This is a genomic window from Sphingomonas faeni, assembly GCF_040407505.1.
Classification (GTDB): domain Bacteria; phylum Pseudomonadota; class Alphaproteobacteria; order Sphingomonadales; family Sphingomonadaceae; genus Sphingomonas; species Sphingomonas faeni_E.
On sequence record NZ_JAPZPQ010000003.1, the window covers coordinates 130,980 to 147,135 of the forward strand.

Genomic DNA, 16,156 nt, shown 5'->3' on the forward strand with positions numbered 1-16,156 from the left:
GGAAAGGTTGCAGTAACGACGGGCTATCCATCGTTACCTCCGTTCCCCAATTGGGCCCCGGCCTTCGCCGGGGTGGTGTTTTGTGGTGGTGGTAGCGCGTTACAACCGCGACATGTTTCCCCGCGAAGGCGGGGACCCAGACTGGGCTCCCGCCTTCGCGGGAGAACAAGGAAGAGCGGGCAACGCTCTCCCGGTCAGTGCGCTTTCGGCTTCTTGACCGCATGCAAGCCCAGTGCGATCGCGCCACCCAGGATCAACCCGACGATCCCCGAGAAGAACGCGTTCATCGCCCAGTTCACGGCCCCCTTGGCGAACGGCACCGCATGCGAAGCTGCCTCCGCCGTATCGTGGATCCAGTGCGGCAGCGTCGTGAACCCGAACTCCTCGATCCCGTGAACGATGATCTGGCCGCCGACCCACACCATCGCCGCCGTCCCGATCACCGACAGCGCCGACATCACGATCGGCATGCCCTTCACCAGCCCACGCCCGATCGCCTGCACGACCGCGCTGCTGCGCTGCGCCAGATGCAGACCGATATCGTCCATCTTCACGATCAGCGCGACCACGCCGTAGACGCCGATGGTGATGACGATGCCGACCAGCGCCAAGACGATCGCCTGCTCCCAGATCGGCTTGGTCGCCACGTCCGACAATGCGATCACCATGATCTCGGCGGAGAGGATGAAGTCGGTGCGGATCGCGCCGGAGACCTTCTGTGCCTCAAGCGTCGCGGCATCGACCGGCTCGGCAACAACCTCCTCGGCATGGCCGCCGCCGAACGCCTCGAGGATCTTCTCCGCGCCCTCGAAGCACAGATAGGTGCCGCCGATCATCAGCAACGGCGTCAGCAACCACGGTGCGAACGCGCTCAACGCCAACGCTGCCGGCAGGATGAAAACGAGCTTATTGCGGAAAGACCCTAGCGCGATCTTGCCGATCATCGGCAGTTCGCGCTTGGGCTCGAAACCGACCATGTAGCGAGGCGTCACGGCCGCATCGTCGACCACCACGCCGATCGCCTTGCTGCCCGCCTTGCCGGTGGTCGCGGCGATATCGTCGAGGCTGGCGGCGGCGAGCTTGGTGATCCCGGCAATGTCGTCGAGCAGTGCGACCAATCCTGTCGGCATCGATGGTGTCCTTCGCGTAGGTGTCGGCGCTCGGTAACGTGACAGGATTGTCATGCAACGGCTTTCGCTCTTGCGGTAGTGCGTGGCGGGCGGAATGGTTGCAGCCACCGCGACGCAAGCGACAGGACGGATCATGACCCCCTTCCCGAACGACGACTTCATAACGAACCTGCCCAAGGCGGAACTGCACCTTCACATCGAGGGCAGTCTGGAGCCTGAGCTCATGTTCGCGCTCTCCGAACGCAACAAGGTCGCGATCCCGTTCAAGAGCGTCGAGGACGTCCGCGCGGCGTACAGTTTCACCAATCTCCAGACCTTCCTCGACATCTACTACGCGGGCGCTGCGGTGCTTCAGACCGAAGAGGATTTCCGCGATCTGGCGGTCGCCTATTTCGACCGCGTCGCGCAGGACGGCGTGGTGCATGCCGAGATCTTCTTCGATCCGCAGACGCACACGCATCGCGGCATCCCGTTCGACGTCGTCGCGCGCGGGCTGTTCGCGGGAATCGACGAAGCACAGGCGAAGCACGGCATGTCGGTGGGGCTGATCATGAGCTTCCTGCGCCATCTCGACGAAGACGACGCGTTCAAGACGTTCGCGCAGGCGGAGCCGTGGCTCGACCAGTTCATCGGCGTCGGGCTCGATTCGTCCGAAGTCGGCCATCCGCCATCGAAGTTCGCGCGCGTGTTCGCGGCGTCGGCGGATGCCGGGCTGATGCTGTGCGCGCATGCCGGCGAGGAGGGGCCACCGGCGTACATCCACGAGGCGCTCGACATCCTCCAAGTCGACCGCATCGACCACGGCAATCGCGCGCTGGAAGATCCGGCGCTGGTCGCTCGCCTCGCACGCGACGCGATGACGCTGACCGTGTGCCCGCTGTCGAACGTCGCGTTGCGCAACGTCGACAGGCTGCAGAATCACCCGATCGACCGGATGCTCGATCTCGGCCTGCGCGCGACGATCCATTCGGATGATCCGGCCTATTTCGGCGGCTATATCGGCGAGAATTTCCGCCAGACGGCGCGCGCGAAGACCCTGTCTCGCGAGCAGGTCGTGACGCTCGCGCGCAACAGCTTCCTCGGCAGTTTCCTGGATGACGAGGCGCTCAGCGGCCACCTCGCGACGCTCGACGCCTATGTGAAGGCGCATCCGTGATCGGGCGGTTCCTGGCGGTCTTCGAGCCGTTCATCCTGATGCTGCTCGGCACCGTCGTGCTGGCGAGCCTGCTGCCGGCACGCGGCGAGATGGCGACGATCGTCGGCTACGCGGCGGATATCGGCATCGTCCTGCTGTTCTTCCTGCACGGCGCGAAGCTGTCGCGCGATGCGATTCTGTCGGGCCTGCGCAACTGGAAGCTGCATCTGGCGGTGCTCGCCATCACCTTCGTCGCGTTCCCGCTGTTCGGGCTCGGGCTGACCGCACTGCCGTTCGTAACCGGGCCGCTCGCCGCCGGGTTGCTGTTTCTGACGCTGCTTCCCTCCACCGTGCAGTCGTCGATCGCCTTCACCGCGATCGCGCGCGGCAATGTCGCGGCGGCGGTGTGCAGCGCGTCGTTCTCGAACCTGCTCGGTATTCTCGTCACGCCGGCGCTGGTCGCGCTGCTGATGAACACCTCGGGCAGCGGCGGGATCTCGATCGAGAGTATCGAGGCGATCGTGCTGCAACTGCTCGTGCCGTTCGTCGCAGGCCATCTGTTGCGGCCGTGGATCGGTGCGTGGGTGACGCGTAACAAGAGCCTGCTGACCGTGGTCGATCGCGGCTCGATCCTGCTGGTCGTCTACAGCGCGTTCGGCGCCGCGGTGGTAGAGGGGCTGTGGACCAAATTATCGATCGGCGACCTGATCCTCATCGGCTTGCTGTGTGCGGCGTTGCTCGCGTTCGTGCTCGGGCTTACGTTTGCCGTTGCCCGACTGATGAAGCTGCCCCGCGAGGATGCGATCGTGCTGCAATTCTGCGGTTCGAAGAAGAGCCTCGCGTCGGGCGTGCCGATGGCGGGCGTGTTGTTCCCGCCCGCGCAGGTCGGCGTGATCCTGCTGCCCGTCATGCTGTTCCACCAGTTGCAGCTGATCGCCTGCGCCGTGATCGCGCGCCGCTATGCCAAGTCCGCGCCACGCGATATTGCTTCAGATTAATATCGTAACCCGCTGCGGGTATTTGCTTTGTTCCGCCGGGGGCTGCATGATCGAGGCTCGATAGGAGAGTTTCGGGTAGATGAACGCGTCGAGCGATATTGCCGGTTCCACCGATGGCGTGGGGCTGGACCTCAATGCGTGCGACCGCGAGCCGATCCACATCCCCGGTGCGATCCAGCCGCATGGCCTGTTGCTCGTCGCCGATGCGACCAGCCTGACGGTCGTGGCGGGCGCGGGCGATCTCGAGACCCGCCTGAGCCCCGACTGGCTCGGCCGCGACCTCTCGGCGCTGTTGGCGCAGGATATCGGTGCGACACTCACGGCCACCGACACGGTCGCCGGCGTCGCGCTTGCCGGACTGCCGGTAGCGGGCCCGACCGAGCGGTTCGATATCACCCTCCACCGCACCTCTGAACACGTGCTGGTCGAACTCGAACCCGTCGAAGGTGAGCCGGTCACTGCGGCCGGCATGCTCGGCCGGCTCAACGCGATGGCGATGACGTTCGAGCGCGCGAGCAACCTCCAGACGTTGTGCGAGCGCGCCGCGACCGCATTCCGCCAGTTGACCGGATTCGACCGCGTCATGGTCTATCGCTTCCTCGACGACGAGGCGGGCCGCGTAATGGCGGAGGACAAGGCGACGGGGCTCGGCACCTTCCTCAACCACCATTTCCCCGCGTCGGACATCCCCAAACAAGCGCGCGCGCTGTACGTGCGCAACCGGACGCGGACGATCCCGACGATCGCCTACGCGCCCGCGGTGCTGCGCCCGGCCGGGTTCGAGACGCTCGACCTGAGCGACGTCGCGCTGCGCAGCGTGTCGTCGATCCATCTGCGCTATCTAGCCAATATGGGCGTGGCGGCGTCGGCGTCAATCTCGATCGTCAAGGACGGGCTGCTCTGGGGCCTGATCGCCTGCCATCACGGCTCGCCGAAGGGCCTGACTCCCGATATCCGCGCGGCGTCGGCAACCCTGGCCGGCGGGCTCGCGCGCCAGATCCGCGCGAAGGAAGAGGCGGAGACGTACCGCGAGCGGCTGCGGCTGCGCGCGGCGGAGGATGCGGTCATCCCCAAGCTCGCGACCGAACCGGCGCCGCGCAGCATCGTCGCCGCGTTGCGCGACGATCTCCGGCGGATGCTCGATGGCGACGGCTTCGCCTATGTCGAGGGCACGATCGTCGATACCGATGGGCCGTGTCCCGGCAAGGATGACATTCTCGATCTCGCCGCATGGGCACGCACGCGGGGCGTGATCGAGCCGTTCACCACGCATGAATTGTCGGCACTGTTGCCCCGCGCCGAAGCCTATCGTGCGCAGGCGAGCGGCCTGCTCGCGCTGCCGCTGGTCGACGAGGGAGCGGTGCTGTTGTGGTTCCGTGCCGAGCAGATCGAAGAAGTCGAATGGGCCGGCAATCCGCACAAGGCGGTATCGGTCGATCCCAACGCGGTACTGACTCCGCGCACGTCGTTCGAATCGTGGACACAGGCAGTCAGCGGTCGATCGCGGCGCTGGACCCGGGAAGAGATCGAGGCCGCGCACCGCCTGCGTCGCGCGTTCCACGACGCGCATATCAACCAGCGTCTGCGCCTGCTCAACGCCGACCTGCAACGGACGCTCGCCGACAAGGATGCGTTGATCGCGCAGAAGGACGTCCTGATGAAGGAGGTCAATCACCGCGTGCAGAACAGCCTGCAACTGGTCGCGGCGTTCCTGTCGTTGCAGGCGAAATCGTCCGACGACGCGAAGGTGAAGGAGCATCTCGCCGAGGCGCAGGCAAGGCTGGCCGCGGTCGCGCTGGTGCATCGCCGCCTGTACCGCGACGACCAGGTCGAGTCGGTCGACCTGTCGCGCTATATCGAGGAACTCGCGGGCGACATGCAGACGTCGCTGGGCGAGGACTGGGCGGCGCAGATGACGCTCGATCTCGCGCCCGTGCTGGTCGCCACCGATCGCGCGGTGAACATCGGGCTGGTGCTGACCGAACTCGTCATCAACGCGAGCAAATACGCCTATCGCGGCAATGCCGGCCCGATCCACATCATCCTCGAACAGCATCGCAACCGGCTGCGCCTGATCGTCGCGGACCAGGGCGTCGGCAAATCGGGCACGCGGATCGGCTTCGGCAGCCGGATGATGAACGCCATCGTCGCCGGGCTGTCGGGCACGATCGAGCAGGACGACAACATGCCCGGCCTGCGCGTGATCCTGACAGCGCCGGTCGACGACGTCCGCTGATCACCAGTTGAAGCGTAGTGATCCGACGACGGTGCGCGAGGCGCCGAAGTAACAGCTGTTGACGAAGAAGCAGCTGGCGATGTGGCGCTTGTCGAACAGGTTGGCGACGTTCGCGGTCAGGCTCAGGCCCTTCAGCGACTCGTCGAATTTGCCGAGATCGTAACCGAGCACCGCATCGACCAGCACATAGCCCGGGGACTGGAACCGCGTGGTGAGCGTCTGGTTCGCCTCCACGCGAGTCGCGGTGCCGTCGGACTTGCCGACATACCGCACGCCGCCGCCGATGTTGAACCCGGACAGCGCGCCGCCTCCGGTACGTGACAGGTCGTAGTTGACGAAGCTCGACGCGCTCCACTTGGATATGCCGAGCGGCTTGGTGCCGGTGACGCCGCTCAGCTGATCGCCGGTGCCGACGACCGGCGTACCTCGCGTGACTTCGGGGACGGTATAAGTGCCGGCGACGGTGACGGTCAGGCCCGGCGTGATCTCCCCTCGCCCATCGAGTTCGATGCCGCGCACCGCGACCTCGCCGATCTGGATAGAGAAGTTCGGGTTGGCGGGATCGGTCGTCGGCACATTCTGACGGCGCAGGTCGAACGCGGAGAGCGTGAACAACGCGTTGGTGCCGCGTGGCTGGTACTTCAGTCCTGCCTCGTACTGGCGGCCGGTGACCGGCACGAACGATGCGCCGTCGAAGCCTGTGCCGGTCTGCGGCTCGAAGCTTTCCGAATAGCTGACGAACGGCGCGAGGCCGAACTTGGTCTCGTACAGCGCGCCGAGGCGTCCGGTGAACGCGGTCTGGTGGAGCCGCGTCACGCCGCTCGCCGTTCCTGCCGCGGCGTTGCGGTTCACCGTCGTCTGGTCGTACCAGTCGTAGCGGCCGCTCGCGATCAGTTGCAGCCCGCCGATCGCGATCTGGTCCTGCACATAGGCGCCGACCTGGTCGATCTTGCGGAAGCTGCGCGTCTGGGTGAGCGGGAAGTTCGGCTGCACACCGCCATAGACGGGCGCGAACAGGTTCAGGTTCGGGATGCTGGTCGCGGGATTGGTGGTGACGCCGGTGTTGAACTGCTGGTCGTTGTTACCCTGGTTGTTCTGCCAGTCGACGCCCGCGAGCAGCGTGTGCTGCAACGGTCCGGTCGCGAACTTGGCGGTCGCGTGGTTGTCGATCGTGATCGTCCGGAACGATTCATCCGACCCGCCGCCGCCGCGCACGATCGTCGAGAAATCGGTGTTGCGATTGGCGCCCGTACCGGTCGTGGCGAACGCGGAGAGGTAGATCTGGCGATAATGGAGGTCGACGTCGAGGTAGCGCGCGCTGATCGCCCAGCTCAGCTTGTCGTTGAAGTCGTGGCGGAACAAGAGTGTAGCCGATTTCTGCTTGCGATCGAACGCCTCGTACGCTGGCTCGCTCACGTTGAAGTCGGTCGCGAACTGGCCAAGCGGATTGGGGAGCGCCGAGCCGTAGACCGGCACGCCGCTGTACGACGCAGATTCCGGATCGCGCTGGTAGTTGAGGATCAGCGTCACGCTGGTCGCCTCGTCCGGCGCGAAAGTCAGCATCGGCCGCGCATAATAGCGCCGGTTGCCGGTCATCGCGACGAACCCGTCCGATCGCTCGGCGCCGGCGATGACGCGGAACAGCCATTTGTGGTCCTTGTCGAGCGGCTGGTTCACGTCGATCGCGCTACGCAACAGGTCGAAATTGCCGCCCGCCAGCTCGATCCGCCCGCCGGACTCCGCATAGGGGACCTTGCTGGTGAGGTTGACCAGTCCGCCCGGGGTCGAGTTGCCATACAGGACTGAAGCCGGGCCCTTGATGACGTCGACGCGCTCCACCAAGTGAAAGTCGATCTGCGGCGTGGAATAGACGCCGCCGAGCAGCCGCATCCCGTCCATATACTGGCCGGGCGCGAACCCGCGGACGTAGAGCTGGTCGTAGCGGGTGGCGACGTTGCCGCGCTGGTTGGGCGAGACACCCGCGACATAGCCGAGCGCCTGGTTGATCGACAGCGCGTTACGGAGCGTCAGTTCCTTCTCGTCGATGCTGGTGATGACCTGCGGCGTGCGGATCAGCGGCGTCTCGGTCTTGGTGCCGGTGCTGCCGGTCTTGCGGATACGCTCGCCGTTGACGACGATCTCGTCCTTGCGCGTCTGGATATCATCGTCCGTCGGCGCAGGGTCGACCGCGTCAACGACTGCCGGGGCCAGCACATGCTCGGCCGCGAATGCCGGCACTGCGATGCTGCCCAACGCCGTCCCCAACAGCATCCCGACCATGAAACGTTCCCGCATAAGCGATACCCACTTTGATATTGATAATGACTCGCAAAACCCGCTAAAGGCGGTTTGGAAGCGCGGCAAGGAAAAATGACAAAATGTTCATGCACGGCCGGATCCTGAAAGCCGGCCCTTTTCCCTCGGGCCGAAGAGTGCGCCCGCTCGTCTCGAGCATGGCCATACGCAGCGTGACGGCGCTGGTCGGCGGCTATGTCGCGGCGGCCGTGCTGGCGACGTTGATTGCCCGCCTACTGCCCATCGCGCGCGTCGAAGCGACGAGCTGGGGCATGATCCTGTCGTTCCCGATCTATGCCGGCATCGGCTTGTGGTGCTTTCACGAACACCGGCTTTTGCGAGTAGCGGCCGCAGTGTGGGGGATCGCGATCTCCGGCGGCGGATTGCTCTGGCTACTTGGCGTTCGTCCATGACCTCGGCGGTCGGAACTACGCTGCGCCAGAGCATGGCGTGGATCCACGGCTGGCTGGGGTTGCTGGCGGGATGGATCCTGTTCGCGATGTTCCTGACCGGCACCGCGAGCTATTTCCGGCCCGAGATCACGCAGTGGATGCAGCCTGAGTTCCGCGCGACGCCCGTCTCGACCGCGCATGCCGCACAGACTGCGGTAACGCACCTGCAACGAGTCGGCGCGGACGACATCCAATGGTATATCTATCTCCCCGATGCGCGGACCGCGGTCACGCGGATCTTCGAACAGCGCAAGCCGGACCCCAAGGCCGCCAAGCGTCGCGCGCCGGAGATCGTGCTCGATCCCGCGACCGGCGACGTCGTCCGCGCCCGCGAGACGCGCGGCGGCGAGCATTTCTATCGCTTCCATTTCCAGCTGCAATTGCCGCATCCCTGGGGACGCTGGCTGGCCGGGTTGTGCGCGATGTTCATGCTCGGGGCGATCGTGTCGGGCGTGATCACGCACAAGCGCATCTTTGCGGACTTCTTCACGCTGCGCTGGAACAAGGGGCAGCGTAGCTGGCTCGACGCGCACAACGTCTCGGCGGTCCTCGCGCTCCCCTATCACGCGATGATCACCTATACCGGGCTGATCACGCTGGTGGCGATGTACATGCCGTGGCCGGTCGTCGCGAACTACGCAAAGCCCGCCGATTTCGCGCAAGCCGCGTTCGGCACGCCGACCGAGCGCGAAGCGACGGGTACGCCGGCTCCGCTAGTCGCGATCGGCCCGCTGGTCGCCGATGCGGAGCGGCGCTTCGGTGCGTCCGTGGCAACCGTCGTAGTGCGCAATCCTAACGACGCCGCGAGCACGGTAACGCTGTACCGCCATTCGAGCGCCTCGCTCAACGGACGCGGGCCGTCGGTCACCTACGCCGGCAGCGACGGGCGGTTCCTGAAGGGTGCCGCCGATGTCGGGCCCGCGCTTGCCACCGCGGGCGTGATGCTCGGGCTGCACGTCGCGCAGTTCGCGGGCCCTGCGTTGCGCTGGGCCTATTTCGTGCTGGGGCTGACCGGCGCGGCGATGGTCGGTACCGGGCTGCTGCTGTGGACCGCCAAGCGTCGCAAGCCGGGTGCGACGCCGTTCTTCGGGCTGAAGCTGGTCGAGCGGCTGAACATCGGCGTCATCGCCGGCCTGCCGATCGGAATGGCCGCCTATCTGCTCGCCAACCGCGTGATCCCGGCCGACGCCGCGAACCGCGCCGATGCCGAAGTCGCGACGATGTTCTGGGTATGGGGCGGCGTTGCGGTCGTGCAATTGCTGCGACCGGCGCGCCGCGCGTGGACCGAGGGGTTCGCGATCGGCGCGCTCGCGTTCGCGACGATCCCGGTGGCCGATACGCTCACCACATCGCGCGGGCTGCCCGGATCGATGCTGTCCGGCGACACGCTGTTCGCAGCGTTCGACTTCGCCATGCTCGCGGTCGCCGCTTTGCTCGCACTCGGCGCATGGCGCTCAGCCCGAAGCAAACCCGTCGCAAAGATCCGCAAAACACTCTCGGAGACCGTTCATGCTTGAAGCCACGATGCTGTGCTTCTTTGGCTGGCTGCTGCTTGCGGCGACCGCGTTCAGATATCGCCGCGACCTCGGGATCGTTGCGCCGTCCGCGATCCGCGCGTTGCGCCTAGTCGCGGCACTCGTGCTCGCGGTGGCGCTGTTCCACTGTGGCGCGCCGCTGACCGGCGAGCGTTTCGTGCGGTTCCTCGGCGCGGCGTCGATCGCTGGAGTCGCGCTGGTGATGCTGCTGTCGTTCAAGCCAGTCGAGACGATGCAGCCGGTCCGTATCGCGCTGAAGGTCGCGCGCGTTCGGCGCTGACATCACAGATCGGAACGGGCGCGATCCGCTGACGTTTCAGGGGAATAGCGTCCAGTCGGCGCATCCTCCCGAGAAGGACGTCATCGTGCGCCGAACCAAAATCTCCGCTCGCCTCTGCACGATCGCCCTTGCGGCATCGGCCCTCACCGCCGGATCCGCTACCGCGCAGACGATCGCGCTGACCGGTGTCCGGTTGATCGACGGCCGCGGCGGCGTACCGGTGGACGACGCGACCATCGTGATCGCGAACGGACGGATCGTCGCGGCGGGCAAGGTCGCGGTGCCGGCGGGCGCGGATCGGCGCGACTATCGGGGGCGGACCGTGATGCCCGGCCTCGTCTCGGACCACAGTCACGTCGGACAGGTGAGTGGCACCGAGACGGGCGCGAAGAACTACAACCGCGCCAACATCGTCGCGCAGCTCGCCCAGTATCGCCGCTACGGCGTGACGACGGTGACGGCGCTCGGCAACAACGGTCCGGCGTTCGTCGGGATACGCGCAGACGCGCATGCCGGACGGATCGACGGTGCGGACCTGTTCGGCGTGATGCAGGGGATCGGCGTCCCCAACGGCGCACCACCGCAGGCGATGCTCAAGGTCGGGCCAGACCAGTTGTTCCGTCCCTCGACGCCTGAGGAAGCCCGCAAGGCGGTCGCGATGATGACCGCCGAGAAGACCGACCTCGTGAAACTGTGGCTCGACGATTTCGGCGGCAGCGTGCCGGTCAAGATGAGCCCCGCCGTCTACCGCGCGGTGATCGCCGAGGCGCACGCGCGCGGGCTGCGCGTCGCGGCGCATATCCACGATCTCGCCGATGCGGAGGCGATCGTCGCGGCGGGCGCGGACATCATCGCGCACGGTATCCGCGACACGCCGGTGCCCCCTGCGTTCGTCGCGACGCTGAAGGCGAAGGGCATCTGGTACATCCCGACGCTGCAACTCGACGAGGCGACGTTCGCCTGGGCCGATCGCGCACCGTGGACGCGGACGCCGTTCGCTCGCGCCGCGCTGTCGCCTGCCCTCGCGCAACAGGTCGACGATCCGGCGTGGCGTGCAAAAATCCTGGCCGACCCCAAGACCGCCGATGCGCGGAAATCGTTGGCGATGAACCTGCGTAACCTGAAGACCTTGTACGACGCCGGCGTGCTAACTCCGGCGCAGGCCGTGCGGGTTGCCACGGCTGCGGGCGCGGACCTGCTCGGATTGCGCGATCGCGGCGTGATCGTGGCCGGAACGCGCGCCGATTTGCTGGTCGTCGATGGCGATCCATCCCGCTCGATCGCCGACGTCGACAAGGTCGTCGAAACCTGGGTCGCAGGACGCGCTGCGCCATTCTGATACGACGTAGAGCAACTTCGGCAGCAAAAAACACGTGTGAAAAGCGTTGGTTACACGGGTCTGCGGGAACGTAAACCCGATCACGCGGTTCTAGCCGGCGAGTGGGGGCACTCGAAACAGGAAACCATACCGCATGACCAACCGTTCATCGCGCACGCTGATGGCGCTCGCCACCGCGACCTTGATCACGACATCGGGTATCGCCCTGACGAGCGGCGCGATTGCGCAGTCCGCACGGTCGGTCGATGCGCCACCACCGCCGCCGCCCGCACCGACGGCGACCCAGCCGGCAAAGGCCGCGCCCGACATGCAGGTCGTGCTCGACCAGCTCGCCGCGCTCGGTGGCAAGCCGATCGAGACGCTCACGCCAGCCGTCGCGCGGATGCAGCCGTCGGCAGCCGATGGCGCCAAGCAGGTCATGATCAAGCACGGCCTGTCGGCAACGCCCGACGCGACCGTGACGACGCGCGACGTGCCCTATGGCAGCGACGCGAACCAGTTCGCCCGGATCTACAAGCCGGCATCGCTCGCCAACGCCAAGAACCTGCCGGTCGTCGTCTATTATCACGGCGGCGGCTGGGTGATTGCAACGGTCGACACCTATGACGCAGCGCCGCGTCTGCTCGCCAAACAGCTTGGTGCGATCGTCGTGTCGGTCGAGTATCGCCATGCACCGGAGTTCAAGTTCCCGGCGCAGCATGACGACGCAGCCGCCGCATATCGCTGGACGCTGCAGAATGCGGCAAGCTGGGGTGGCGATCCGCGCAAGATCGCGGTCGCAGGCGAAAGCGCAGGCGGTAACCTGGCGGTCGCGACGGCAATCTATGCGCGCGACAACCGGCTGACCACGCCGCTGCACATCGTGTCGGTCTACCCGATCGCGAACAGCAGCATGACGCTGCCGTCGCGGATGGATTCGGCGAATGCGAAGCCGTTGAACGGCGCTATGCTGAAGTGGTTCGGTTATTATTACCAGACCAGCCCTGCCGATGCGCAGGACCCGCGGTTGAACCTCGTGAAGGCGAACCTGCGTGGCCTGCCGCCGACGACGATCATCAACGCGCAGATCGATCCATTGCGCTCCGATGGCGAGACACTCGCAGCGGCGATGCGCGCGGCGGGTGACAAGGTCGAGCAGCGTACCTTCCCGGGTGTGACGCACGAGTTCTTCGGAATGGGCATGGTCGTGCGTGGGGCACAGGATGCCAACACGCTGGCGATCGCGCGGCTGAAGGCAGCATTTGCCGCCAAGCCGAAGCGTTAATTAGGATGGGCTGGGGTGAAGCGGATCACCCCGGCCCTTTTTGTTGCTGCTGCGATCAAGCCGGTTGGCCAGTTGCGAAATTCCGCAAGTTACCCGCACGACTATTGATAAGTACCCGTTATCAACGCCTTTTGGCTCACCAAGCTCGTTGATGTAGGATAGGTTTATCTACATGACATGGTCAGTTGATATTTCTCAGCTCTCGTTATTCCGCTAATATTAGGACAGCTTACTCAGAGAGTTACGTCTTAACTTGAGCATGATGCACAATTTAATTACAAATCAGCCTGATATTTGATACTCAGTCTATTGGAAGCGGGGCCGATAGATGAACGTTCAAGTCATGGTTGCGGGCGTTATACTCGTTGCCGCCATTGCAGGCGTGGTGCGGTGGCAACAAAAGCTTGCGCGTACCAGACGTTACGGCGCGCGGCGCCATCGGCATCGCAAGCCGATCAAACGCGACAACTGGGCAATGAAATTTTTGCGGGAAAATCCCGCGAGGCGCCTGATGGAGCGGCGCCATTATCGGTCGCCAGGCAAAACAGACCAGACTTTGTGATCCTGCAATCGCGACCGGCGAGGGTCGAAGACTTCTAGCAGCCTTAGAAAACCTTGCCGGCCGATCCGGTATCCTACCGCTCGCGTGTCGCGGCGAAGCGGATCTTGGCATAGCGCTCGGCGATGTAGTTCACTTCCCAGGCGCTCTTGGCGAGGAAGACGGGGTTGCCGTCACGGTCCTTGGCCATCGCGCCGCGGTTGATCTCGGCGAAGGTCTTGAGTTCGAGCGGGTCTTCCGCCGAGATCCAACGGGCGGTCTCGTACGGCGCAGGCTCGAGTCCCGCCGCGACCTTGTATTCCGCATCGAGGCGCGAGAGCAGCACTTCGAGCTGGAGCTGCCCGACGACGCCGATGATCCAGTTCGAGCCGATGTCGGGGTAGAATACCTGCGTCACCCCCTCCTCGGCCATGTCGTCCAAGGCTTTGCGCAACTGCTTGGTCTTGGTGAAGTCCTTCAGCACGACGCGGCGCAGGATTTCGGGCGCGAAGTTCGGCAGGCCGGTGAAGCGGATCGCGGCCTTTTCGCTGAGCGTGTCGCCGACCCGGAGCGTGCCGTGGTTGGGGATGCCGATGATGTCGCCGGGAAACGCCTCGTCCGCCAGCTCGCGGTTCTGCGCGAAGAACAGGATTGGCGAGTGCACCGCGATCGGCTTGCCGTGGCCGGTCGGGGTGAGCTTCATGCCGCGCTTGAACACGCCCGAGCATAGCCGCATGAACGCGATCCGGTCGCGGTGGTTGGGATCCATGTTCGCCTGCACCTTGAACACGAAGCCGGTGACTTCGGGCTCATCCGGGGACACGGGCGCCGGCTCGGCCGGTTGCGCGCGCGGTGGCGGGGCGTAGTCGGCGAGTGCGGCGATCAGTTCGGCGACGCCGAAGTCCTTCAGCGCCGAGCCGAAATAGACCGGCGTCAGATTGCCCGCGCGATAAGCCTCGGGGTCGAAACTCGAATAGCCGCCTTGTGCGAGTTCGGCTTCGTCGTTCAGACGGACCATCGCTTCGGGGCTGAGGATCTTGGCAAGCTCAGGATCGTCGATGCCGGTGAACGGGATCGCCTTGCCCATGAACTCGCGGCTGTCGCCTTCGGGGCGGCTCAGCGTGTTGGCGTAGAGATCGTAGACGCCCTCGAACTCGCCGCCCATGCCGACCGGCCAGCTCATCGGGCAGACGTCGAGCTGGAGCATCTCGGCCACCTCGTCGAGCAGCGAGAACGGGTCGCGGCCCTCGCGGTCGACCTTGTTGACGAAGGTGATGATCGGCACGTTGCGCAGGCGGCAGACCTCGAACAGTTTCCGCGTCTGCGGCTCGATGCCCTTCGCGGCGTCGATCACCATGACCGCCGAGTCGACGGCGGTGAGCGTGCGGTAGGTGTCCTCGGAGAAATCCTCGTGGCCCGGCGTGTCGAGCAGGTTGAAGGTGATGCCCTGCCGCTCGAACGTCATCACCGACGAGGTGACCGAGATCCCGCGCTGTTGCTCGATCTTCATCCAGTCGGAGCGCGCGCGCCGCGTCTGGCCGCGCGCCTTCACCTCGCCAGCGAGATGGATCGCGCCGCCGAAGTAGAGGAGTTTCTCGGTCAGCGTGGTCTTGCCGGCATCGGGATGCGAGATGATCGCGAAGGTGCGGCGGGGAAATTGGGTCATGGCGTGGGTCCGGTGCGCCGAGTCTGGGCTCGGAAGGTAAGGAAGTTCAGGCTACGTGCCGCTCGCAATCCCCTTCCCGCGCGGGACGCGGCGGGATCGGGAGGAGGCGGCATGCAGCGATCATCGCGTGCTATTGGCAGATGCGGGGCGTGTAGGACAGAGGGGGCTTGGAGCGGGGTGCTGTGACAGGACCCCGTCTGCTCCTCAAACGCATCGCTCTCCCCTCCCTGGAAGGGAGGGGTTGGGGGTGGGTAGGTCAGCTTTGGTGGCAACCGTGCCTTGATGCGGAAACCGACCCACCCCCTGCCCCTCCCTTTCAGGGAGGGGGGTTCGTCAGTGCCCCTGGACCAGCGTCACGCTCATTTCGATGCGCTTCATGCCGCCGGCGGCGATCTCGAACACGCCGGGTTTGTCGCGGTAGTCGCCGGTATAGCCTTCGGGGTCGGCGATGCCGTGCCATGGCTCGACGCAGACATAGGCCGCGCCGGGCTTGGTCCAGATGCCGAGCTTGGGCGTGTCGGGGAAGGCGATCTTCAATTGCGGGCCGGTCTTGGCGCCGTAGGTGACGGCGTCGGAATGGATCGGGTCCCAGACCAGCGCGTCCTTGGCGAACAGCTCGTCGCGCAGGGCGATGACGCGGCCCTCGACCGGCGAGGGCCGCTCGTCGGCGGCGATCTGGCCGTCGGGGGTGATCGCCTTGAGCTTGCCGGGTTCGTCGGCCGAGAAGGTGATGCGGTGATCGGCGCGAGGCTTGCCGTAGGGGAGGGGCCAGGCGAAGGCGGGGTGGAAGCCGAAACTTGCCGGCATCGGCGCGTCGGTACGGTTGTGGATGCGCGCCTCGATCCCGAGCGACGCGCCGTCGAGCGTGAAGACGATGTCGAGCGCGAAGGCGAAGGGGTAGGCTTTGCAGGTTTCTTCGCTGTCGGTGAGGCGGAAAGTGGCGGAGGTTTCGGTCTGTGCGACGACGTCGAACGTCGAGCGGCGGGCGAAGCCGTGCTTCTGCATCGGGTAGGATTGGCCGTCGAGGCGGATGACGCCTTCGTTGGCGACGCCGACGACCGGGAAGAGGATCGGGGCGCGACCGGTCCAGAAGGCCGGGTCGGCGTTGGTCATCAGCTCGCGGCCGTCGGCGTCGTGGAGGTGGGTGAGCTCGGCACCGTGCGGGTTGATCTGCGCGGTGAGGTGGTCGTTGGCGATCGTGATCAGGTCGGTCATGGGATTCCTTCCGTGAGCTTCAAACGCGCGAGGCTTCAAAACGCTCACCCCACTCCACCCCGGCGAAGGCCGG

General features: G+C 65.6%; 13 protein-coding genes. 9 read left to right on the plus strand and 4 right to left on the minus strand.

Annotation, left to right across the window (positions count from 1 at the left end; translation table 11 throughout):
• Nucleotides 1-194: 194 nt before the first annotated feature.
• Entirely contained in the window at nucleotides 195-1,130 is a 936-nt protein-coding gene (locus O6X71_RS11385) for a DUF808 domain-containing protein (protein WP_353465981.1), read from the minus strand.
• A gap of 133 nt (nucleotides 1,131-1,263) precedes the next feature.
• On the opposite strand from O6X71_RS11385, the gene O6X71_RS11390 reads away from it, so the two are divergent.
• From O6X71_RS11390 to O6X71_RS11400, 3 genes are all read left to right on the plus strand, one after another.
• Nucleotides 1,264-2,286: an adenosine deaminase gene (locus O6X71_RS11390; RefSeq protein WP_353465982.1), complete on the plus strand. Its 1,023-nt coding sequence runs from the start codon at nucleotides 1,264-1,266 to the stop codon at nucleotides 2,284-2,286.
• Nucleotides 2,286-3,263: a bile acid:sodium symporter family protein gene (locus O6X71_RS11395; RefSeq protein WP_435368484.1), complete on the plus strand. Its 978-nt coding sequence runs from the start codon at nucleotides 2,286-2,288 to the stop codon at nucleotides 3,261-3,263. The genes O6X71_RS11390 and O6X71_RS11395 overlap by 1 nt, the downstream gene beginning before the upstream one ends.
• Before the next feature lie 79 nt (nucleotides 3,264-3,342).
• Nucleotides 3,343-5,499, plus strand: coding sequence for a histidine kinase dimerization/phosphoacceptor domain -containing protein (locus tag O6X71_RS11400; RefSeq protein ID WP_353465984.1), 2,157 nt, complete (start codon nucleotides 3,343-3,345; stop codon nucleotides 5,497-5,499).
• On the opposite strand, the gene O6X71_RS11405 is transcribed toward O6X71_RS11400, so the two are convergent.
• Nucleotides 5,500-7,794, minus strand: a complete 2,295-nt coding sequence (locus O6X71_RS11405) for a TonB-dependent siderophore receptor (RefSeq protein WP_353465985.1) — start codon at nucleotides 7,792-7,794, stop codon at nucleotides 5,500-5,502.
• Between the two features lie 158 nt (nucleotides 7,795-7,952).
• Between O6X71_RS11405 and O6X71_RS11410 the strand changes: the two genes are divergently transcribed.
• From O6X71_RS11410 to O6X71_RS11435, 6 genes are all read left to right on the plus strand, one after another.
• The gene (locus tag O6X71_RS11410; protein WP_353465986.1) at nucleotides 7,953-8,207 is read left to right on the plus strand and encodes a hypothetical protein; all 255 of its coding nucleotides are present in this window, start codon (nucleotides 7,953-7,955) and stop codon (nucleotides 8,205-8,207) included.
• Entirely contained in the window at nucleotides 8,204-9,763 is a 1,560-nt protein-coding gene (locus tag O6X71_RS11415) for a PepSY-associated TM helix domain-containing protein (protein WP_353465987.1), read from the plus strand. Before O6X71_RS11410 ends, O6X71_RS11415 begins: the two co-directional genes overlap by 4 nt.
• Nucleotides 9,756-10,061 (plus strand): DUF3325 family protein, encoded by a 306-nt coding sequence (locus O6X71_RS11420; RefSeq protein WP_353465988.1) that lies wholly within the window; start codon nucleotides 9,756-9,758, stop codon nucleotides 10,059-10,061. Before O6X71_RS11415 ends, O6X71_RS11420 begins: the two co-directional genes overlap by 8 nt.
• 85 nt (nucleotides 10,062-10,146) lie before the next feature.
• On the plus strand, nucleotides 10,147-11,400 hold the full coding sequence (locus tag O6X71_RS11425; RefSeq protein ID WP_353465989.1) for an amidohydrolase family protein: 1,254 nt from the start codon (nucleotides 10,147-10,149) through the stop codon (nucleotides 11,398-11,400).
• Nucleotides 11,401-11,533: 133 nt separating this feature from the next.
• Nucleotides 11,534-12,664 carry an alpha/beta hydrolase gene (locus tag O6X71_RS11430; RefSeq protein ID WP_353465990.1) on the plus strand — a complete coding sequence of 377 codons (1,131 nt, stop codon included), beginning with the start codon at nucleotides 11,534-11,536 and terminating at the stop codon, nucleotides 12,662-12,664.
• A 328-nt stretch (nucleotides 12,665-12,992) separates the two neighbouring features.
• A complete protein-coding gene (locus tag O6X71_RS11435) occupies nucleotides 12,993-13,226 on the plus strand; it encodes a hypothetical protein (protein WP_353465991.1) in 234 nt (77 codons plus the stop codon).
• Nucleotides 13,227-13,299: 73 nt separating this feature from the next.
• Here O6X71_RS11435 and O6X71_RS11440 read toward each other — a convergent pair whose 3' ends face one another.
• Both O6X71_RS11440 and O6X71_RS11445 read right to left on the minus strand, forming a co-directional pair.
• Nucleotides 13,300-14,868 (minus strand): peptide chain release factor 3, encoded by a 1,569-nt coding sequence (locus O6X71_RS11440; RefSeq protein ID WP_120299555.1) that lies wholly within the window; start codon nucleotides 14,866-14,868, stop codon nucleotides 13,300-13,302.
• Nucleotides 14,869-15,201: 333 nt separating this feature from the next.
• Nucleotides 15,202-16,083, minus strand: a complete 882-nt coding sequence (locus tag O6X71_RS11445; RefSeq protein ID WP_353465992.1) for an aldose 1-epimerase family protein — start codon at nucleotides 16,081-16,083, stop codon at nucleotides 15,202-15,204.
• Between the last annotated feature and the right edge of the window lie 73 nt (nucleotides 16,084-16,156).